At 39.7% G+C, this 16,932-nt stretch carries 16 protein-coding genes and 1 pseudogene; 10 read left to right on the top strand and 7 right to left on the bottom strand.

What is annotated here, in order from left to right; translation table 11 throughout:
• The 4 genes and pseudogenes from AN213_RS20440 to AN213_RS18005 all read right to left on the bottom strand — a co-directional run.
• Positions 1 to 235 (bottom strand): annotated as a pseudogene (locus AN213_RS20440) (transposase); the annotation flags it as partial.
• A gap of 232 nt (positions 236 to 467) precedes the next feature.
• Positions 468 to 1,847 carry an alpha-amylase family glycosyl hydrolase gene (locus tag AN213_RS18015; protein ID WP_055199284.1) on the bottom strand — a complete coding sequence of 460 codons (1,380 nt, stop codon included), beginning with the start codon at positions 1,845 to 1,847 and terminating at the stop codon, positions 468 to 470.
• Positions 1,848 to 2,095: 248 nt separating this feature from the next.
• Positions 2,096 to 2,296 (bottom strand): hypothetical protein, encoded by a 201-nt coding sequence (locus AN213_RS18010; RefSeq protein WP_054564084.1) that lies wholly within the window; start codon positions 2,294 to 2,296, stop codon positions 2,096 to 2,098.
• 269 nt (positions 2,297 to 2,565) lie between these two features.
• Complete coding sequence (locus AN213_RS18005) at positions 2,566 to 4,356, bottom strand: ATP-binding protein (protein ID WP_160318720.1); 1,791 nt, start codon at positions 4,354 to 4,356, stop codon at positions 2,566 to 2,568.
• A gap of 276 nt (positions 4,357 to 4,632) precedes the next feature.
• Between AN213_RS18005 and AN213_RS18000 the strand changes: the two genes are divergently transcribed.
• The 8 genes from AN213_RS18000 (at position 4,633) to AN213_RS17965 (ending at position 10,625) form a co-directional block, all read left to right on the top strand.
• Entirely contained in the window at positions 4,633 to 4,932 is a 300-nt protein-coding gene (locus tag AN213_RS18000; RefSeq protein ID WP_055199282.1) for a hypothetical protein, read from the top strand.
• A 188-nt stretch (positions 4,933 to 5,120) separates the two neighbouring features.
• Positions 5,121 to 5,966, top strand: coding sequence for an HDOD domain-containing protein (locus tag AN213_RS17995; RefSeq protein WP_054564081.1), 846 nt, complete (start codon positions 5,121 to 5,123; stop codon positions 5,964 to 5,966).
• Between the two features lie 143 nt (positions 5,967 to 6,109).
• The gene (locus AN213_RS17990; protein ID WP_236702938.1) at positions 6,110 to 7,075 is read left to right on the top strand and encodes a hypothetical protein; all 966 of its coding nucleotides are present in this window, start codon (positions 6,110 to 6,112) and stop codon (positions 7,073 to 7,075) included.
• A 14-nt stretch (positions 7,076 to 7,089) separates the two neighbouring features.
• Positions 7,090 to 7,503, top strand: coding sequence for a MerR family DNA-binding transcriptional regulator (locus AN213_RS17985; protein ID WP_054564080.1), 414 nt, complete (start codon positions 7,090 to 7,092; stop codon positions 7,501 to 7,503).
• A gap of 62 nt (positions 7,504 to 7,565) precedes the next feature.
• Positions 7,566 to 8,795: an NADH:flavin oxidoreductase/NADH oxidase family protein gene (locus AN213_RS17980; RefSeq protein WP_054564079.1), complete on the top strand. Its 1,230-nt coding sequence runs from the start codon at positions 7,566 to 7,568 to the stop codon at positions 8,793 to 8,795.
• Positions 8,796 to 8,851: 56 nt separating this feature from the next.
• On the top strand, positions 8,852 to 9,574 hold the full coding sequence (locus AN213_RS17975; protein ID WP_055022308.1) for an SIMPL domain-containing protein: 723 nt from the start codon (positions 8,852 to 8,854) through the stop codon (positions 9,572 to 9,574).
• A 3-nt stretch (positions 9,575 to 9,577) separates the two neighbouring features.
• The gene (locus AN213_RS17970; protein WP_055022309.1) at positions 9,578 to 10,327 is read left to right on the top strand and encodes a hypothetical protein; all 750 of its coding nucleotides are present in this window, start codon (positions 9,578 to 9,580) and stop codon (positions 10,325 to 10,327) included.
• Positions 10,328 to 10,391: 64 nt separating this feature from the next.
• On the top strand, positions 10,392 to 10,625 hold the full coding sequence (locus tag AN213_RS17965; protein ID WP_054564076.1) for a hypothetical protein: 234 nt from the start codon (positions 10,392 to 10,394) through the stop codon (positions 10,623 to 10,625).
• Here AN213_RS17965 and AN213_RS17960 read toward each other — a convergent pair.
• Genes AN213_RS17960 through AN213_RS17950 form a run of 3 tightly spaced genes read right to left on the bottom strand, consistent with a single transcriptional unit; the run spans position 10,622 to position 14,607 of the window.
• Positions 10,622 to 11,002: a diacylglycerol kinase gene (locus AN213_RS17960; RefSeq protein ID WP_054564075.1), complete on the bottom strand. Its 381-nt coding sequence runs from the start codon at positions 11,000 to 11,002 to the stop codon at positions 10,622 to 10,624. The two genes, AN213_RS17965 and AN213_RS17960, sit on opposite strands and share 4 nt — an antisense overlap.
• 20 nt (positions 11,003 to 11,022) lie before the next feature.
• Positions 11,023 to 12,648, bottom strand: coding sequence for a phosphoethanolamine transferase (locus tag AN213_RS17955; RefSeq protein WP_055199281.1), 1,626 nt, complete (start codon positions 12,646 to 12,648; stop codon positions 11,023 to 11,025).
• 15 nt (positions 12,649 to 12,663) lie between these two features.
• Positions 12,664 to 14,607, bottom strand: coding sequence for an LTA synthase family protein (locus tag AN213_RS17950; protein ID WP_055199280.1), 1,944 nt, complete (start codon positions 14,605 to 14,607; stop codon positions 12,664 to 12,666).
• A gap of 175 nt (positions 14,608 to 14,782) precedes the next feature.
• Here AN213_RS17950 and AN213_RS17945 point away from each other — a divergent pair, with 175 nt between their 5' ends.
• Together AN213_RS17945 and AN213_RS17940 are read left to right on the top strand one after the other, a co-directional pair.
• Positions 14,783 to 15,457, top strand: a complete 675-nt coding sequence (locus AN213_RS17945; protein WP_054564072.1) for a response regulator transcription factor — start codon at positions 14,783 to 14,785, stop codon at positions 15,455 to 15,457.
• Positions 15,457 to 16,866 (top strand): HAMP domain-containing sensor histidine kinase, encoded by a 1,410-nt coding sequence (locus AN213_RS17940; protein ID WP_055199279.1) that lies wholly within the window; start codon positions 15,457 to 15,459, stop codon positions 16,864 to 16,866. The genes AN213_RS17945 and AN213_RS17940 overlap by 1 nt, the downstream gene beginning before the upstream one ends.
• Positions 16,867 to 16,932: the final 66 nt, after the last annotated feature.

Genomic DNA, 16,932 nt, shown 5'->3' with positions numbered 1-16,932 from the left:
TTGCTATATCAATGTGAAGAACCAGATGAGTGTGATTACTCATTACAGCGTAGGCGCAAATATCAATACAAAATATTCGCCCAAGTTGAAGTAGTTTCTTTTCAACCCAATCGCGCCTATGTTCATATGAACGACCCGTTAGTGGATCTTTTCCGCACAAATAAGCGCGACGAACGCAGCGTGAAATACAATGGTAATAAGGCGTGTTTGAAACGCTAATCAAGTTTCTACGCATGCTCTTCTCCTCCATGAGTTGAACAATTTAAGTTTAGTCATAATTATGAGAAGTGAGAAATATTAAATTGGGTGTCTAGTTAGAGGTTATTTTTTCATAGGTTTAACTCTGTGAAGTAATAGAAATTAATATGGGTGTCATGTTAGTAAAGTAATTAATTTATTATTTGATCCCATAGCTTTAGTTATGGGATCAAATTTGGTTATTGGGGGGAGTAAGCTAAGAGGACGAGTTATTCTACAAATACTCTAAACCCCCATGCTGGAATTGTTAGTTCTGTTGTGTGAGTAAATTCTATTGCCTGTTTTGAGAAAGCATCTGTGTACTTACCCAAAAACAATGGCTCTTTAAAGTTAACTGTTTGTGGCTCTTTCGATAAGTTGAATACGGCAAATACTTTATCTTTTCCTTTTGCACGAACAAAGCTAAGCACCTGTTTTGGTGCGCTGTTTGGCACATGTACCATGCGGTCGCCAAATTGGCCATTCCACAGTGCTTCATTACTATGTTTGAGTGCAAATAGTGATTGGTATAAATCACCAATAGGGTGCTTTTTCCATTTGATTGGGTCACGTTCGAAAAAAGCGAGGCGTTTATCGTTACCTGCTTCTTGGCCGTTGTAAATCATAGGGAAGCCTTCGCCAACGACAGATAATGTAATGACGGCTTCAAGTGCAGCGCCATAGTTTTCGAACATGGTGCCTTCCCATGCATTTGTGTCATGGTTGGCAACACCCACAAGGCGGTAAGCCTCGGCTGGGAATGCACTTTCGTTCCATGAGTAATAAACGAAGAGGGCGCTGACATCTGCATGGCCGTTGACTATTTTGTGCATGTGTTCAGACCATGACCACGCGTAAGTCATATCAAAGGCTTCAGCATGTAAATCACGAGACTCCCATTCTGCCAGCATTAATACTGGTTTTATTTCATCGAGTTCACGACGGACGTTATTCCAAAAGTCTACGGGCACAAAGCCTGCCACATCACAGCGATAGCCATCAATACCGACTTCTTTTACCCAATATTTCATCGACTCTGTCATGTACTCACGTACTGCAGGTTTTGAATAATTAAAATCGATAATGTCAGACCAATCCCACCACGGTGTCGGTCTAAATTGGCCTTTGTAGTCTCGGTCGTACCAATCGGGGTGCTCATATCGAAGCCAATTATCCCAAGCACTGTGATTTGCTACCCAATCTAAAAGGACATACATCCCCATATCATGGGCTTTGTTCACAAATGCTTTAAGGTCTTCTAATGTGCCAAATTCTGGGTTTACTTTACGGTAATCTTTTACAGAATAAGGACTACCTAAACTGCCTTTTCGGTTTTCTTCACCAATCGGGTTTATGGGCATAAGCCAAATAATATCAACGCCTAACTCTTTCAAGCGTGGCAATTGCTGCTGTGCAGCATTAAAGGTGCCTTCTTTAGTGAATTGGCGCGTATTTAATTGATAAAGCACCGCATTTTTTGACCACTCAGGATGAGTAAGCTTTACGTAAGGCTTGGGCTCATAGGCACTGTTTGAAGTTTTAGTGTGTGTACATGCAGTAGTTAGGCTTAGTAATAAAATAAGCAAACTTTTGGTTAGCAATGAATTCATATCAGGCCTTGTTGTCGAATAAAGGTGTTGCATGAAAAAACAACACTTCGACTAAATATATACCCTGAGCTAATATTTACAATTAAATGCATACGTATTCACAATGTGGTTACATAATCGATTAAGTTCTTATTTAAAAGCTTAATTAGAGGTAGGTGGTAGCTAAATACTTAAATGATTAAATAGGGTGGGGAAATATCTAAAAACGACAGCAAGAAAAAGCTAAGCTGTCGTTTAAATATGCCGAGCTAGGCTGAAATCATAAAAGTAGATTTACTGGCATCCCAACTGATCAGTTTTTTAATTTCCAGCTCTTTTATGATGGTTAGTAATTCAGAGTCACTTAGGCAGCAGCCTTGTTTTAGTTTATCGAGTGATATCTCTTTATTACGGCTATGAAGCTTAGAGGCCAGCATAATACGGTAGATTAATTTTGACTTACGGTTCATAACGCATCTCCTCCACATTTTTTGTTGATAGCATTTTAGGTTGCTACTTGGTTTTATAATTTGGTGTAATGTGTACTGATGATTTTTTCGACTATGAGGGATCTTTTTAGTTAAGTCAATCAAAATAGAACAAGATTTGTACAGCGCTATGGATGAGAATGTTAGCAGTAAAATATAACCTCAACTGATTGAAAATATTGAATAATTTTAAAGTTTGGTGTGTTTTAAAATAATTAGAAATCAGTGGAATATTACTTTTTTACAATAACTTAATCCACCAGTTCGTCACGGCTAATTGCAATCACGTCATGCAGTGCTTTAAATAGTAAATGCTTTTCAATCGGTTTGCCTACGTGGCCATTAAAACCACAATTCATGTATTCGATGATATTTTCTTTCATCACGTTGGCAGTCAAGGCAATAACAGGCACCTCTTTATCAATACTACGAATATGTGAGCAGGCTTCTATCCCCCCCATTGTGGGCATTTGTATATCCATTAAAACTAAAATGGGGTTGAGTTGTTTAAATAGCTCGACTGCTTCAGCGCCATCTTTTGCAAAGTGAAGATCAGCGTTGGTTTCTGCAAGCATCGACTTGATGATCATGGTATTGAGCGGGTTATCTTCAGCTATTAATAAGGTTTTAGCCGATAAGACAGGTGCGGTTACATCGGTAAAGCTATCATGTAAGTGCTGCTTTTCAGATACTTTGAGCGGTAAATAAACCGTGAAATGGGTGCCTTTACCGAGTGCGCTGTCTACATCAATACGACCGTTCATACGGTTAATGAGATTAGCGGTGATCGACATGCCTAATCCTGTCCCGCCAAAACGCCGCGTTATGCTGTTATCGGCTTGCTGAAAACGGTTAAACAGGTGCATTAAACCCTCTTTATTCATACCAATGCCAGTATCAATCACTTCTATCTCAACACCTTGCTTTTGGTTTTGCGAAGATTTATTAATCTTTACTTGCACGCCACCTTGCTCGGTAAATTTAACGGCGTTAGAAACCAGATTTAAAATAATTTGCCGAACCCTAACTGGGTCTCCTAGCCATAAATCTTCAACGTCATCGTCTATATCTATATTTAATTCAATTGCTTTTTCGTTACAAAGCGGCAGAAAATCAGAATTGATTGACTCAACGACCTTCGACATCGAAAAATCTACCTGTTCAATATAAAGCTCGTTCGCCTCCATTTTCGAAAAGTCTAAAATATCGTTGATGATGGTAAGGAGTGAGCGACAAGAAAACAGCGCCTTAGACACAACTTCTATATTTTTCGGTTTTTGAATGTTCGGCTGCAAAATTTGTAAAAGCCCCATAATGCCATTAAGTGGGGTGCGTATTTCATGACTCATGTTGGCTAAAAATTCTGATTTTATTCTCGCGCCTTCTAAAGCTCGCTCAGTAAGCTCAATTTGTTGTTTATAAGAGTTTGAGAGCTTTCTAAAGTAAATAAGCAATATGCTGGTGAGCAATATGATCGTTAACACATGCACGATGTAAGCAATTTGGAAGTTTTCATCAATGGCGATGCTTTTATCTTTAAGCATTAAGTTTACATGTTGCTCGAACGCGGCAAGTGCCTTGAAAGCAGCTGTGTCATCTACTTTTACTATAGAGTCTATTTGCTCGCTTGTCGCGCCATCAGCAATCATCTTTAAAACAATATCGACTTTACTTTCATAATCACTGACCGTTTTTTTAACGTCAGTAAGCGCAGTCTGATCGTATTCTTTTATTGCGCTAAGCTTGGCAAGGATCTCTTTTATTTCGATGAGTTCCTTTTCAATGGGCGGAAGATACAGTTCTGTATTTTTTCTGAGCACTAGGTTTTTAAAATGGTGAATAAAGCCACCATAACCGAGTCTTTGTATTAGCTTGTCGTGAAGTACATAAACGTTAGCGGCGGTTTTTGAATAGTCATGCCATTGTGAGTCGACATTTTTGTAAAAGAATAATGAGGTAACAGTGAGCGACGTTAATAATGCAATCACTATAATTGCATTCATTTTTAACTTGTTTTTAGTTTGCTGCAACGCTTTTGTCATCAGTTTACCGTACCTATCTGTTGTTAATTTAAGCATAGCAGTATTTTTTTTGTTCACATAAGAAGGGCCTAAAGTCAGAACGACTTTTTATGAGAACAAAAAAAACCTTAACAACTAAGGTAAAATTAATTTAAAGCGAATAATTAGCTCTTCATAAAAAACTTTGCAATCAATTACACTGTACTTTTTTTGTACTTGCTGTATCTTAAGTTGGTACGCAATTTTTATGATTTAATTGAGTATAAGTCACACTCATTGTTAGGTGGAGTAAAGGATATGCACGCGCAAACAGTCAAAGAATCAATAGCAACTATTCAATCAGGTGTCGCAAAAGCGGATGGTAAGCTTTTAGTTACAGAACAAGACATTGTTTTTGAACCGTTTAATAAAGAATTAGGCTTAGGTCCATACACACTTTCACGAGCGCACATCAATAACGTTGATAAGTGTTCAGGAAAAGGCGCGGGTATTCTACCAATTACAGCGGATGGAATTCGTATTACTTTAAATAACAACGATGTATTTGAGTTTATTTTAGCAAACCCAGATGAGTGGCTTAGCGTACTTGCTCACTAAGCAAATCCTCAAAAAGACGGCATATAATAGCAACTTGCTATAATATGCCGTGTTAGCTTTTCAATAATTAATCTTCCTTTCTTCGCAACACATTGATCTCAAACAATACTAAGGCAAAGTTCCTAGGTTATTTTACACATCTAAACCATTAAATTGCTCGTTGCTTATTAACGGAGGCTCTTGGGCAAATGATCAACTTAGATGAACAACGCCTAGTTTCGCTTGAACGCGGTTTTCATATTCCACCAAAACCTGAACTATTGAGCCAAATTGCTGATGAAATGCAAAAGTCGGATGCAAGCTTAGATAAAATAGCTCAGCTAATATCAAGAGACATCAGTCTTTCAGCTTTATTATTAAAAACAATAAATAGCCCGGTGTTTGGTTTACAACGCACCATTAGTGATATACGCCAAGCGGCGATGTTTTTAGGCTTAGATCAGCTTAATCGGCTAGTAACCTTGGCCTTGCTTAAGCAAAATTTTAAAGGCAATGCCTGTATTAGCTTAGAGCGCTTTTGGGATGAGTCAGTTGAAGTTGCGAATGCCTGTGTGCAGCTTGGTAACAGTTATAAGTCATTAATGCCAGTGGACGAACTTTATTCATTAGGGCTTTTTCATAATGTCGGTATTGCGGCTATGGCATTAAAATTTAAAGATTATGTTGAGGTTCTTAAGCAAGCAAATTTAGCTAAAGAGTATGCGATTACCGACCTAGAACAAGCACGTTATCAGTGCGACCACGCGGTGATTGGCTATTTTATCTCGGTATCTTGGCACCTACCTAAGCCACTTTGTCACGTTATTTTAAATCATCATAACACGCACTTTTTAGAGCAAAACAATGATGAACAACAACGTATGGCGTACGCCATCTTAAAATGTGCAGAGAGTGCTGTGGACTATGCCCGCCACCAACAGTATTCGAGCGAGTGGTTCAAAATTAAAGAGCAGTGCTTTGCAGAGCTGGGTATTGTTGATCAAGATTTTGCCGATATGGTCGAAGATTACGTCGACAATGCGATGGCAAGTTAAAGCCAATTAGCGTTTATTTCCTATCATCTTAACTTCGATGAGTTTGCGAGTGGTGAGTTATCATCACTCGCTTTTTTTATCTTGACCTTAAAGTGAGCTTTAAAGTTAGAGTTTTTGTATCTTAATGAATAACGAGGTGCAAAATGACAACTATCAAAAACCTAATCTTATTGCTTGCATTACTAACAACAAGTTACGTAGAAAGCGTTACTAAAACAATTGAGCTGGCAGGTGAAAAAGTGCCTGTTGTTGAAGGTGGTTTGTATGACCAATATCGCTCTAACCCCCCATTATCAGTGATAGCTGAGCAGGCTCCCAGTGTTGATTTGTCATGGTTTAAAACCATAAAAAAGCAAAAAGTAGACATGGGCTTTGAGTCTTACTCACCAAATTTTTACTATAAGAACAGTAAAATTACTGCAGTATTCAGCGCGGATCTTGATGTATTAACCTCATTGATCCCAGCCAGTGTTTTAGAGCATGTTGAGCCAATAAGTTTATGGCCAGGGCGAGGGTTAGTTGCAATAACGGCTTATGCTTATCATTACTGCGATAATGATACATACAATGAGCTAGCCATTTCAGTGATCACCACCAAGCCAGATTCGTGGAATTTAGGCGTTATTTCGTTACTTAATAACCAATGGAATGATGACTTTTGGGGTGTTGTTTTAAAGCTACCCGTTGATACAGAGCTCGCGAGAGTGCGTGGTGTAGTGGGCTATAATCTACCTAAATGGACCACTAAAATTAGCTATAAAAATACTCCTAAGACACTTACGTTTTCATTATTTGATAATGCCACCAATCAGCCTGATGTGATCATCACAGGTAAAAAGCTAAGCGATGAATCAACCGATGAGAAATTTGTTCGAAATAGTTTTATGAATCACAATCAACAAGGGCAGTTAACAACGGGCTATGCGGATAATCGATATTTACGCTATGCATCAAGCACATCTGATGAAGATGTAAGCCTTGAGCTGCGTCAGGGAGAATTATCACAGTTTATTCGCTCACTTGATTTAGGCAGTATGATCAAATATGAGTACGTACCTGATTTTCAAAGTGCGTTATATGCACCAACATACTTTAAAGCTAAACCCTAGACAGGAGTTACACAATGAAAATAGGTGAGCTTGCAAAACGAACGGGTCTTAGCGCGTCTAAAATTCGTTTTTATGAGGATATTGGTTTACTAAAAATGGTTGAGCGTAAAGCAAATGGCTATCGCTCGTATCCTGAAGAAGCTGAAGTCGTTTTAAACTTAATAGTCAGTGGGCAACAAGCCGGTTTTAGCCTAGATGAATTAAAAGCACTGTTACCGGCGGATTTATCTGGTTGGCAACATGCTCACCTTATTGATGCATTAAAACAAAAAGTGATGGATATCGAGCAATTACAAGCAAAGTTAGCCGAAAATAAACAGCGCTTAACAGCGATCCTCGCAGAAATTGATGCAAAGCCAGATGATATGGATTGTGCAGATAATGCTAAACGTGTTCTGACACAAATGGGGTTAAAAAATGACAAATAGCTATTGACCTTAAAGTTTACTTTAAGCTTATAGTTTTGACATTCCCAACTATGGAGACTGTTATGACCTTATTTTCTGAACTTAAATTACCGAATGGTTCTGTTATTCCAAATCGTGTTGCAAAAGCAGCGATGGAAGAAAACCTAGCTGATGCAAATTTACTTCCATCAACTCAGCTTTTTAACTTGTATAAAGCATGGGCTGACGGTGGTGTAGGGCTTATTATTTCGGGCAATGTTATGGTTGATAGTAAAGCGATGACAGGCCCAGGTGGAGTGGTATTAGAAAATGATAAACACCTAGCTTTATTTCAGCAGTGGGCAAAAATAGGGCAGGCAAATGGTGGACAGTTCTGGCTGCAAATTAATCATCCTGGCCGACAAATGCCAGCAAGTTTGCAGCAGCAAACATGGGCGCCTTCAGCAGTGGAAATGGACATGGGTAAAATGTCGAGTTACTTCTCGGCACCTAAAGCGATGGATGAAGCCAAAATTCAAGACATCATCACACGGTTTGTAAAAACAGCGACATTAGCCGAAAAAGCTGGTTTTTCGGGTGTTGAAGTGCATGCGGCGCATGGCTATTTATTGAGCCAGTTTTTATCTCCTTTAACTAACAAGCGAAGTGATCAATGGGGTGGAAGCCTTGCTAATCGCGCTCGATTGTTAATTGAAATTGTTAAGCAAATTAAAGCCGCAACGAGTGAGCATTTTGCGGTTGCGGTAAAACTAAACTCAGCTGATTTTCAACGCGGTGGTTTTACTCTTGACGAGGCCAAGCAAGTGGTTGTTATGCTAGGTGAGTTAAATGTTGATTTAGTTGAGCTTTCAGGTGGTAGTTATGAAGCGCCAGCAATGCAAGGCAGTGCACGGGATGGCAGAACGTTGGCTCGTGAAGCGTACTTTTTAGAGTTTGCTAAAGAAATTCGTGAAATTGCGACGATGCCAATTATGATCACAGGTGGCATTAAACGTAAATCAGTGGCAGATCAGGTTATTGCAGAAGGCGTCGATATGGTCGGTATTGCGACAGCACTTGCAATTGAGCCAGCATTAGTTGATAAGTGGCGAAATGGCTCACACGTTACACCAGAACTTGCAGCAATTACCTGGAAGAATAAACCACTTGCCTCGGTTGCGAATATGGCAATGGTAAAGTATCAATTAACGCGTTTGGGTAAGAACAAACAGGCAAATCCTAACGTTTGGCCAATCTGGGCGTTCATAAAGCAACAAATTAATGATGTATTTAGAGTAAAGAGGTACCTAAAATTTATCCGCAGTAACGGCTGAACTGAGTGTACATTTTTGCTCAGGCAAGGCATCATAGCTTTTTCTAGGGAGAGGTTATGATGCTTAAATCTTTGTTACCACTGGTTTTATGTACCAGCTCTGCAATGGCTGCAACAAGTCTGCCGGATAATCGCCATATTGTTGTTAAAGGTGAGGCTGTTGTGCGTACCGCCCCCGACAGGGCTGATATCACGTTAGAGTTTGAAGCTGTAAAAAGCGAAAGTGTGCAGGCTAAGCAGCAAGTCGATGCTCAAGTAAATGAACTCCTGGCGGGCTTAAATAATTTCTCTATAGACGAAAAAAGTATCTCTGCGGGGCGGATATTTGTAGAGCCCAATATGCGCTATGACGAAAACGATAACCATGTTAAAGATGGTTTTCGAGCCACGCGTAAGGTCAAAGTCAGCCTTAAACAACTCTCTCTTTTGGACCGATTTTTAAATTTTGTGCTTAAAGTGGGTGTCAATCAAATCGAGCAAATTCAACTTTTATCAACCAAAGCTTCAGATTACCAGCAAGCCGCTCTTGATAAAGCAGTAGCGAATGCCAAACAGCAAGGAAGTAGCCTTGCTAGCTCATTCGAAGCGAAACTTGGTCGGGTGTATAGTATTCAATCGCAAGAAGTAGGTAGTCACTTTGGCTATGGTAGCAACACAAATATAGAACGAATTATGGTAACGGGCTCACGTATTAATACCGTACCAGAAGGTAAGTATTTACAAGAATCGATTACCTTCAGAGCAAGTGTCAATGTTGTGTTTGATTTGGTAGTAGAGTAATTGATGAAGTTTTTAAAGCACAGCGTTTATCTATTCATTTTGTTGATGGCATTCAGTAGTTTTGCTGCAACAAAACACATAAAAATTGTCAAACCTGTGGTTGCGGCGTTTAAGAAGGGTGATAAAGCTGCCATTGCCAAGCGAGTGCATTATCCACTGCAGCGTAAAGAGCCGCTACCAGCAATTGAAAATGAACAAATGCTTATAGAAAACTTTGAGCAAATTTTTGATAAAGAGTTTGTTGAAAAAATCGTGAACTCAAATATTCGCCATGATTGGGAAATGATGGGTTGGCGCGGCATTATGTTTGATTCAGGCAAATTGTGGTTAGACTTTGATGGCTCTATTTGGGCTGTGCCTTATGAATCAGAGTCAGAAAAAGCACAACGCGAAGTGCTGATTGACGAGCAAAAACAAGCATTACACAAAAGCCTTCGTGAATTTACAAAGCCGATACTAACCTGGCAAACAAAACAGCATTTAATTCGTATCGATGAACTGGCAGGTAATCATTACCGCTATGCAGCATGGGAAACAGATCAATCTATGCAAGATGAGCCAAGCCTTGTGATCACCGGCGGTACGTTAAGTTTTGATGGCAGTGGGGGCAATCATTTTTACACCTTTACTAACAACGGTTATCGTTATGTCTGTCATGTTACCGTGCTTGGTACTGAGCACTCACCGCCGGGGCTTTTAGAGGTATTTAAAAATAATGTACAGATATTGTCTGAGCCTGCTTCAAGTTTTTAGGTTGTTTTTCTTGTTTTGAACTACACTTATCCTTTCTAAGGAGCCTCTTATAAAGGAGTAAGTTGTGGGTACAAAATTTTGGATACTAAGAACCACTAAAGTTTTTACGCTGGTGGCAATTTTGTTATTTATGGTGGAAATTCTAAAAGGTCACGAGACAATGAGCGCATTAGGCTTTGCGCTACTTTGGTCATTTATTGCAACGGCCATTTTTATCGCAACCCGTTTATATCATTCATCTAAAGGGCGCCACTGTGCACTTTGTAATGACACCCCTGATGATAAAAAAGCGAGTTAGCATAGGTTATTAACAAGCACGCCGCCCCATACCAACGCACAAATTGTTAGAGCAATCAGTACGGCTGCGGATCCTAAGTCTTTAGCTAGGCCTGATAATGGATGAATTTCAAGGCCTATTCGGTCTATGGCGGCTTCAATTGCCGTATTGACGACTTCAGCAAACATCACAAATAGCACAGATACAAGCAGCATGATTTTTTCATACAGGCTAATCTGCCAGACAAAAACCACTGCTATTGCAAGGATTAACAGTATCAGCTCTTGTTTAAAAGCAGACTCATGCTTTGCTAACCAGGTGAATGCTCGTTGGGAGTTTTTGAATGCGAGGCGAATACGTTTAATGCCAATGGGTTTGTTAGTGCTATCAAATTGCATAGTATGAAGTCTCTATTTCGTTAGCTTTGAGTTGAGCAAGCATTAAAGATATCTTGCTCTGGGTGATATTCAGTGCTTTGTACATGGGTTAAGCCAAGCAGGGTGTCAAAAATGTTATCGTGTGAAAAAGCATGGTTACGCTGCTGTTCGATACATTGATTAAAGCGGGTATCGGCTAGTTTATTACTCCAAAACAGCATAGGCACTTGAGTTTGCTCTTTAGGTGCTAATGCATACGGGAAGCCATGTAAGTACAAGCCTTTTTCACCCAGTGATTCACCGTGATCTGAAACATACAGTAGGGCTTTGTCATTCGCCTTACTGCTTTGCAGTAAATTAATAAGTTTACTCAGCACTAGGTCGGTATAAGCAATGGTATTATCATATGTATTGGTAAGTTGCTCACTGCTACAGTTTTGGATATCGCTACGTGGGCAATCAGGCAAGAATTTGCTGTCTTTTTCTGGATAGCGTCGATAGTAGGTTGGTCCATGTGAACCAATCATATGTAGTACAACTAATTGGTGCTTCGCATGACTTTTGGCAAGCTTTGCAGCTAACTCTTCAACCAGTACTTCATCAAAACAATAGCGTCCGTCACAAAGTGGGTTGCTCTTTGTTGGTTCTACCGTTTCTGAGTTTACCCGTACGCAAACCCCTTTACAGCTGCTATTGTTATCAATCCACGTTACTTCGACACCACTTCGTTGAATGATATCTAGGGCATTTTCTTGGCTTTGCGCGATGCGCGAATTATAGTGATTGCGGTCTAAGCGCGAGAACATGCAAGGTACAGAAATGGCCGTTGCGGTGCCACATGAACTAACATCACTGAAATATTTAACGCCAAGTTTAGGGGTATATTGATTAGTTGGCTTGTCGTAACCTTGCAGTGAGAAGTTTGCTGCACGCGCTGTCTCACCTACCACCATAATCGTCAGTGAACTTTGTTGCTTAGCTAATAGGTGCGGTGTTTTATCTAAGACTTTAAATGGTAGAGGTGGATAAAAATAATTATCGCGCAGGTACTTATAGCCCGCAGTGTAAAATGCAAAGGGGGTAATGTAGCTGGTTAATTGACGATTATTACGACCTACAGAGGCGTAATCTTTATAAAAAGGAACGGCAATAACAGCTACAGCAAAAAACGCTGTAACGTTAAGAAGCGCAAAGCTTTTAAGACGAACACGAAAGTTTCCGACAATTTCAAAGCGAGAAAACAAGTAAGCAGGGAGTACGCCTAGCACAGTAATAAAAGCGATAACTTGTACATTGAGGTATGAAAATGCCTCACCTGAATTTGTCTCTAAGATATTTTGCAGCATGCTTTTATCAAAGATTACACCGTAATTTAAGGTTGCATAAAACAACAACGATGAAACCACGACGCTTGTTAAAAGCACGGGTTTAACGAAGGTGATTAACGATAACCAACTTAACACCATTGCCGTCAATGCTAATAAGAAAAACGGTACGCTTGCTATAAATAACCAATTGACATGTTCAGGTTTGCTGGCTGCTTCAAGCATGTTAAATAAAAACAGGCCATTAAATGCAATAACCAAGTACAACGACACCAGCCAGACAAATTGACTGTAGCTAACGTGCCACTTATTAGTAAGGAGTTGTTTGATTTGCGTGCTCATAATTATTCCTCATCGCTACGATTTATTTGGTAAGCGATACAGCTGTTCGGCATAAGCTAAATTGCTAAATAAGACGTGAGCCAGGGCTTTTTTGGCAAGCTCAACGCTGCTATCTGTGTTATCGATGGCTACTTGCTTTTTACTTGAAGGGTCGTAGCGCCAATAGCTTACTTTTTGGTTTGGCATCAGGATCACGGCTTCACCATTTTCTACGTAAGCAAAGTTGTCGTAGTACTGCATCATGGCGCGCTCAACAGGGTATTGTTGAGTTAAATCATAACCAAGCATGGGGGTTGCTTGCTCAACACCTAATAACGACAACAAAGTAACAGGTAAATCAATTTGGCTGACTAAGCGTGTATCGCGCTTTGCATCCATATCACTATTTAGGATCACAGCAGGGATGTGGAAAGATTTTAGCGGTACAGGCTCTGAACCAAACACGCGCACATCATGATCTGCAACCACTAAAAAGATGGTGTCTTGCCAGTAATCTTGCGTTTTTGCCTTCGCGATGAATTTACCAAGAGCATAATCAGCATATTTGATTGCTAGATCGCGTTTGACGTTTTCTGGGTCGTGGCCTTCAGGCAGTGTTACTTTACCTTCTGGAATATCGAATGGGTCGTGGTTACTTGAGGTAAACACAAGACTGAAAAATGGTTTGCCCGATTTATTTAGCTCACTTAGCTCTATATCAGCTTGATTGAACAAGTCTTCGTCGCTTGCTCCCCATGACGAAATAAACTCAGGGTTTTGCATGTCATTAATATCGACAATATCGCTAAAGCCATTGCCTAAGAAAAAGCTTTTCATATTATCGAAATGACTTTCACCACCATAAATAAACTGGGTGGTATAGCCTGTGCGGGTTAATACGTCAGCAAGTGAGAAAAAGTTACGCTGAGATTTAGAAAGTTTGACCACCGAGCGCGAAGGTGATGGGGTAAACCCGGTTGTTACCGCTTCAATCCCTCGAACAGAGCGTGTGCCAGTGGCGTATAAGTTATCAAACCCCCAGCCTTGTTGATAAAGCTTATCGAGCTCAGGAGTCACACCTATGCCACCTAGTTCGCCAACAAAGCGTGCGCCTAAGCTTTCTTCTAAAATGATCACTAAATTCTTTTGTTTGCCTGTGTTAAAAGGTGTGTTGTTGGCAAGGGTAGGGATTTTCTCAGTGATAAACTGCTGTTTATAGGCTGCTTGCTTTACTGTTTGTAAAATCTCATCACGTGGCATGGTACCGTATAAACTACTGGCATTTTTTTCATTGCCCATATTCTTAATAGCAAATGCAACACTGTAAGTTGAATTAAGGGCCAAGGAGTTAACTAGTGAGTCATTTGAAAAGTACACTAATGCAGGGTTTAACGGGCGGTGGCTTACAGTGCCTCTTGCGCTAATTAAGCAAACCAATAAAGTTGTAACGAGTATCACTACTTGGCTTACCGTTTTAGTATTTTGCTGTTTGCTAAATGCCGCATTTATATAACGATACGCAAACACACAACTAAGCGTTGCAATAATTAAGGTGCTTATCATGGCAAATAGGTGGCCATGTAACAGCATAGAAAAGACTTCTTGGGGGTAGTCTAGGTATTCGACAAATAAGCGATTTGGTCTCACATCGTATTGAGTAATGAACGCGGGAGTCGAAGCCTCAACAACCACGATTAAAGTCACGACTATGCTGCTATAAAAAGTAAAAACATGCTGAAATAAAGCGGTTTTGCTGCGCAAAAGCACATCAGCGACTAACATTAAAACAGCCAAGGCTGACAAGTAGCCTAAGCTGCTTAAGTCGACTCTTAAGCCGCCAAATAAAACGGCAAGGCTATCGCCATCAGCTAACCTTTGATGTTGCCATACTAGCAAGGCTATTCTCGACAGTATAAAAACTGACATTAAAATTAATGAAAAACGGAACAAAGGTTTTAAAACAGAAAGTTTTGTTGTCATAGTCGTACTTACTTAATCGAAACTACGGCAATACTAGGAATCGAAACTTAAGAAATCCTTATGGTAATCTTAATATTTTCTAAACTAGAAAAACTTCAGTAAATCTTAAGTGAATCTTAAGATTCAAAGCGTAACCTGATGACACTAAAGCGGTTTTCACCTAAATGAGTAACATATGAAATTGTTGATTATAGAAGATTCGGTGTCATTAAGACGTAGTCTACGAATTGGTCTTGAGAACCTAGGTTTTACTATTGATGAAACCGGCGATGGCGCTGAAGGTTTGAGTATGGCAATGACTGGTGAGTACGAGTTAATCATACTCGACATTATGTTACCCAGTATTGATGGCATTACGTTATTACAAACCATAAGAGCAAAGCAGCTCGACGTTCGTGTGCTTATTTTATCTGCCAAGCAAGAACCAGAAGATAGAGTAAAAGGACTACTCACCGGGGCGGATGATTACCTGACCAAACCATTTTCGTTTGATGAGCTGCATGCACGGTTATTAAATTTAATGCGTCGCGGCGGCCTGAAAACAATCAGTGATGTGATCCGCATTGATAACTTGGCTTTAAATTTACAATTAAAACTTTTGCAAGTTAACGACACCGTTATCGATTTAACCCCTAACGAATATAAAATAGTCGAGTGCTTGTTTAGTAATCAAAACAAAGTGATCACAGCTGAAAAGTTAAGTACCTATATTGCTGGGCAATATGACTTAGTTTCAAAAAACTCCATTGAAGCACATTTATCATCGGCGCGTAAAAAGGTGAGGGCAGCAGGTAGCGAGTTACCTATTCAAACTAAGCGTGGTTTTGGTTATATCATTCAAGGAAAATAATGAAATCAATTCGCAGTAAGTTAGTAACCACATTATCGATTACTATAACTGGGCTAGTGCTGAGTATTTTAGTTGCTACCGATATCGCCGTTGATAGTTGGATTGATAACGAATTTAATCGTGGTTTGAAATCAAAAGCCGGCATGCTTATGTCATTGATTGATATTGACGAAGAAGAAATTGATTTTGATTTTTCAGGGCAATTCATGCCTGAGTTTTCTGGCAGTACAGAAACTGAGTATTTTCAAATTTGGTCGCAGTCTGGCGTGTTTGCGCGTTCAGAAAGCTTGCACCTTTTCTCACAAAAGAACCTACCTCTAGAGAAAATAAAGCTTGGCGAGACAAAAATCATCAATACCGAGTTACCTGATGGTCGCAATGGGCGGGTTATTTATACTCGCTTTATACCGCCTTTAGACCTAGACGATGATGAAGACTTTATTGAAGGCGTTAACACCTCTTTGCAACAACCCATAACCTTAGCTTATGCGGCTTCATCAGAAGAAGTTGACTTTGTTTTATGGCTCATCGACGTTATTTTTGTTGTTTCTACTGTGTCAGTAATTGTATTCATTCGTCTATTTGTGCGTAAATCGGTCGACAGTTCTTTAGCGCCGCTGAATAAACTAAACCGGGATATTAGTAGGCTTAGTATCGCGGATAAAAGTGCAGTGATAACAATAAAAGAGCCTGTTAAAGAGCTGCAACCCATTGTTGATAGCTTAAATGCCTTTATACGGGAAAACCGCCAGCTTTATTTTCGTGAAAGACGCTTAACCTCGGATATTGCTCATGAGTTAAAAACGCCTATAGCTGAGCTTATTAATATGGCTGAAGTGGCCATTCGTTTTCCAAATGAAAAAGAGTTTGAGGCAGACTTTAAACCCGAAGTGCTAAAAATTAGCCAGCGTTTAAAGAGCATTGTGTCAAACTTATTATTACTGCATAAATACAGTGATGAAGCACTCCCAAAGCAAGATGCATGTGATTTAAACCAGGTTATTTTACGTACCTTAGAAAAACATGATTTAGAGCGAATTAAGTTTGAGTTTCAAGATGATATTCCTGCCATTGTCAGTAATTTATTTGCCCTTGAATCAATCATCACCAACCTTGTAAATAACGCCAAGCAATATAGCCCTGATAAGAGCGTTGTGACTGTAAGCACGCTACTGACTAAAGAGGATAAGCTGCAATTCTCTGTTACAAATGAATTAAAAGTACCTTTAACAGAAGACGATTTGAGCCAGTTATTTGATCCACTCTGGCAAAAAGACAGTGCCAGAACCTCTAATGATAACTTTGGGTTAGGCTTATCTATTGCCAAAGCGTTAAGTAAAGCAATTGACGCTGAACTTCAGGTGTCGTTAAGTGGGCAAAACATAACCTTTAGTTTGATTATTTCTTAAGGCTTTGCAGGCGTTTAATATGTGTGCAACACTGAGGTTATCAAAAAGAAATTAATAACAATAAGG

The organism is Pseudoalteromonas sp. P1-8 (assembly GCF_001399985.1).
Classification (GTDB): domain Bacteria; phylum Pseudomonadota; class Gammaproteobacteria; order Enterobacterales; family Alteromonadaceae; genus Pseudoalteromonas.
The sequence above is the reverse complement of the archived record's forward strand: the minus strand, read 5'-3'. Positions and strand labels throughout refer to the sequence as shown.

What these genes read in the sequence shown, in the direction of transcription:
- AN213_RS17980 (WP_054564079.1), top strand. Translation starts at nt 7,566, where the DNA reads ATGACCTTATTTTCTGAACTTAAATTACCGAATGGTTCTGTTATTCCA.
- AN213_RS17975 (WP_055022308.1), top strand. Translation starts at nt 8,852, where the DNA reads ATGATGCTTAAATCTTTGTTACCACTGGTTTTATGTACCAGCTCTGCA.
- AN213_RS17990 (WP_236702938.1), top strand. Translation starts at nt 6,110, where the DNA reads ATGACAACTATCAAAAACCTAATCTTATTGCTTGCATTACTAACAACA.
- AN213_RS17950 (WP_055199280.1), bottom strand. Translation starts at nt 14,607, where the DNA reads ATGACAACAAAACTTTCTGTTTTAAAACCTTTGTTCCGTTTTTCATTA.
- AN213_RS17955 (WP_055199281.1), bottom strand. Translation starts at nt 12,648, where the DNA reads ATGAGCACGCAAATCAAACAACTCCTTACTAATAAGTGGCACGTTAGC.
- AN213_RS17940 (WP_055199279.1), top strand. Translation starts at nt 15,457, where the DNA reads ATGAAATCAATTCGCAGTAAGTTAGTAACCACATTATCGATTACTATA.
- AN213_RS17960 (WP_054564075.1), bottom strand. Translation starts at nt 11,002, where the DNA reads ATGCAATTTGATAGCACTAACAAACCCATTGGCATTAAACGTATTCGC.
- AN213_RS18010 (WP_054564084.1), bottom strand. Translation starts at nt 2,296, where the DNA reads ATGAACCGTAAGTCAAAATTAATCTACCGTATTATGCTGGCCTCTAAG.
- AN213_RS18000 (WP_055199282.1), top strand. Translation starts at nt 4,633, where the DNA reads ATGCACGCGCAAACAGTCAAAGAATCAATAGCAACTATTCAATCAGGT.
- AN213_RS17985 (WP_054564080.1), top strand. Translation starts at nt 7,090, where the DNA reads ATGAAAATAGGTGAGCTTGCAAAACGAACGGGTCTTAGCGCGTCTAAA.
- AN213_RS17970 (WP_055022309.1), top strand. Translation starts at nt 9,578, where the DNA reads ATGAAGTTTTTAAAGCACAGCGTTTATCTATTCATTTTGTTGATGGCA.
- AN213_RS18005 (WP_160318720.1), bottom strand. Translation starts at nt 4,356, where the DNA reads ATGACAAAAGCGTTGCAGCAAACTAAAAACAAGTTAAAAATGAATGCA.
- AN213_RS17945 (WP_054564072.1), top strand. Translation starts at nt 14,783, where the DNA reads ATGAAATTGTTGATTATAGAAGATTCGGTGTCATTAAGACGTAGTCTA.
- AN213_RS17995 (WP_054564081.1), top strand. Translation starts at nt 5,121, where the DNA reads ATGATCAACTTAGATGAACAACGCCTAGTTTCGCTTGAACGCGGTTTT.
- AN213_RS18015 (WP_055199284.1), bottom strand. Translation starts at nt 1,847, where the DNA reads ATGAATTCATTGCTAACCAAAAGTTTGCTTATTTTATTACTAAGCCTA.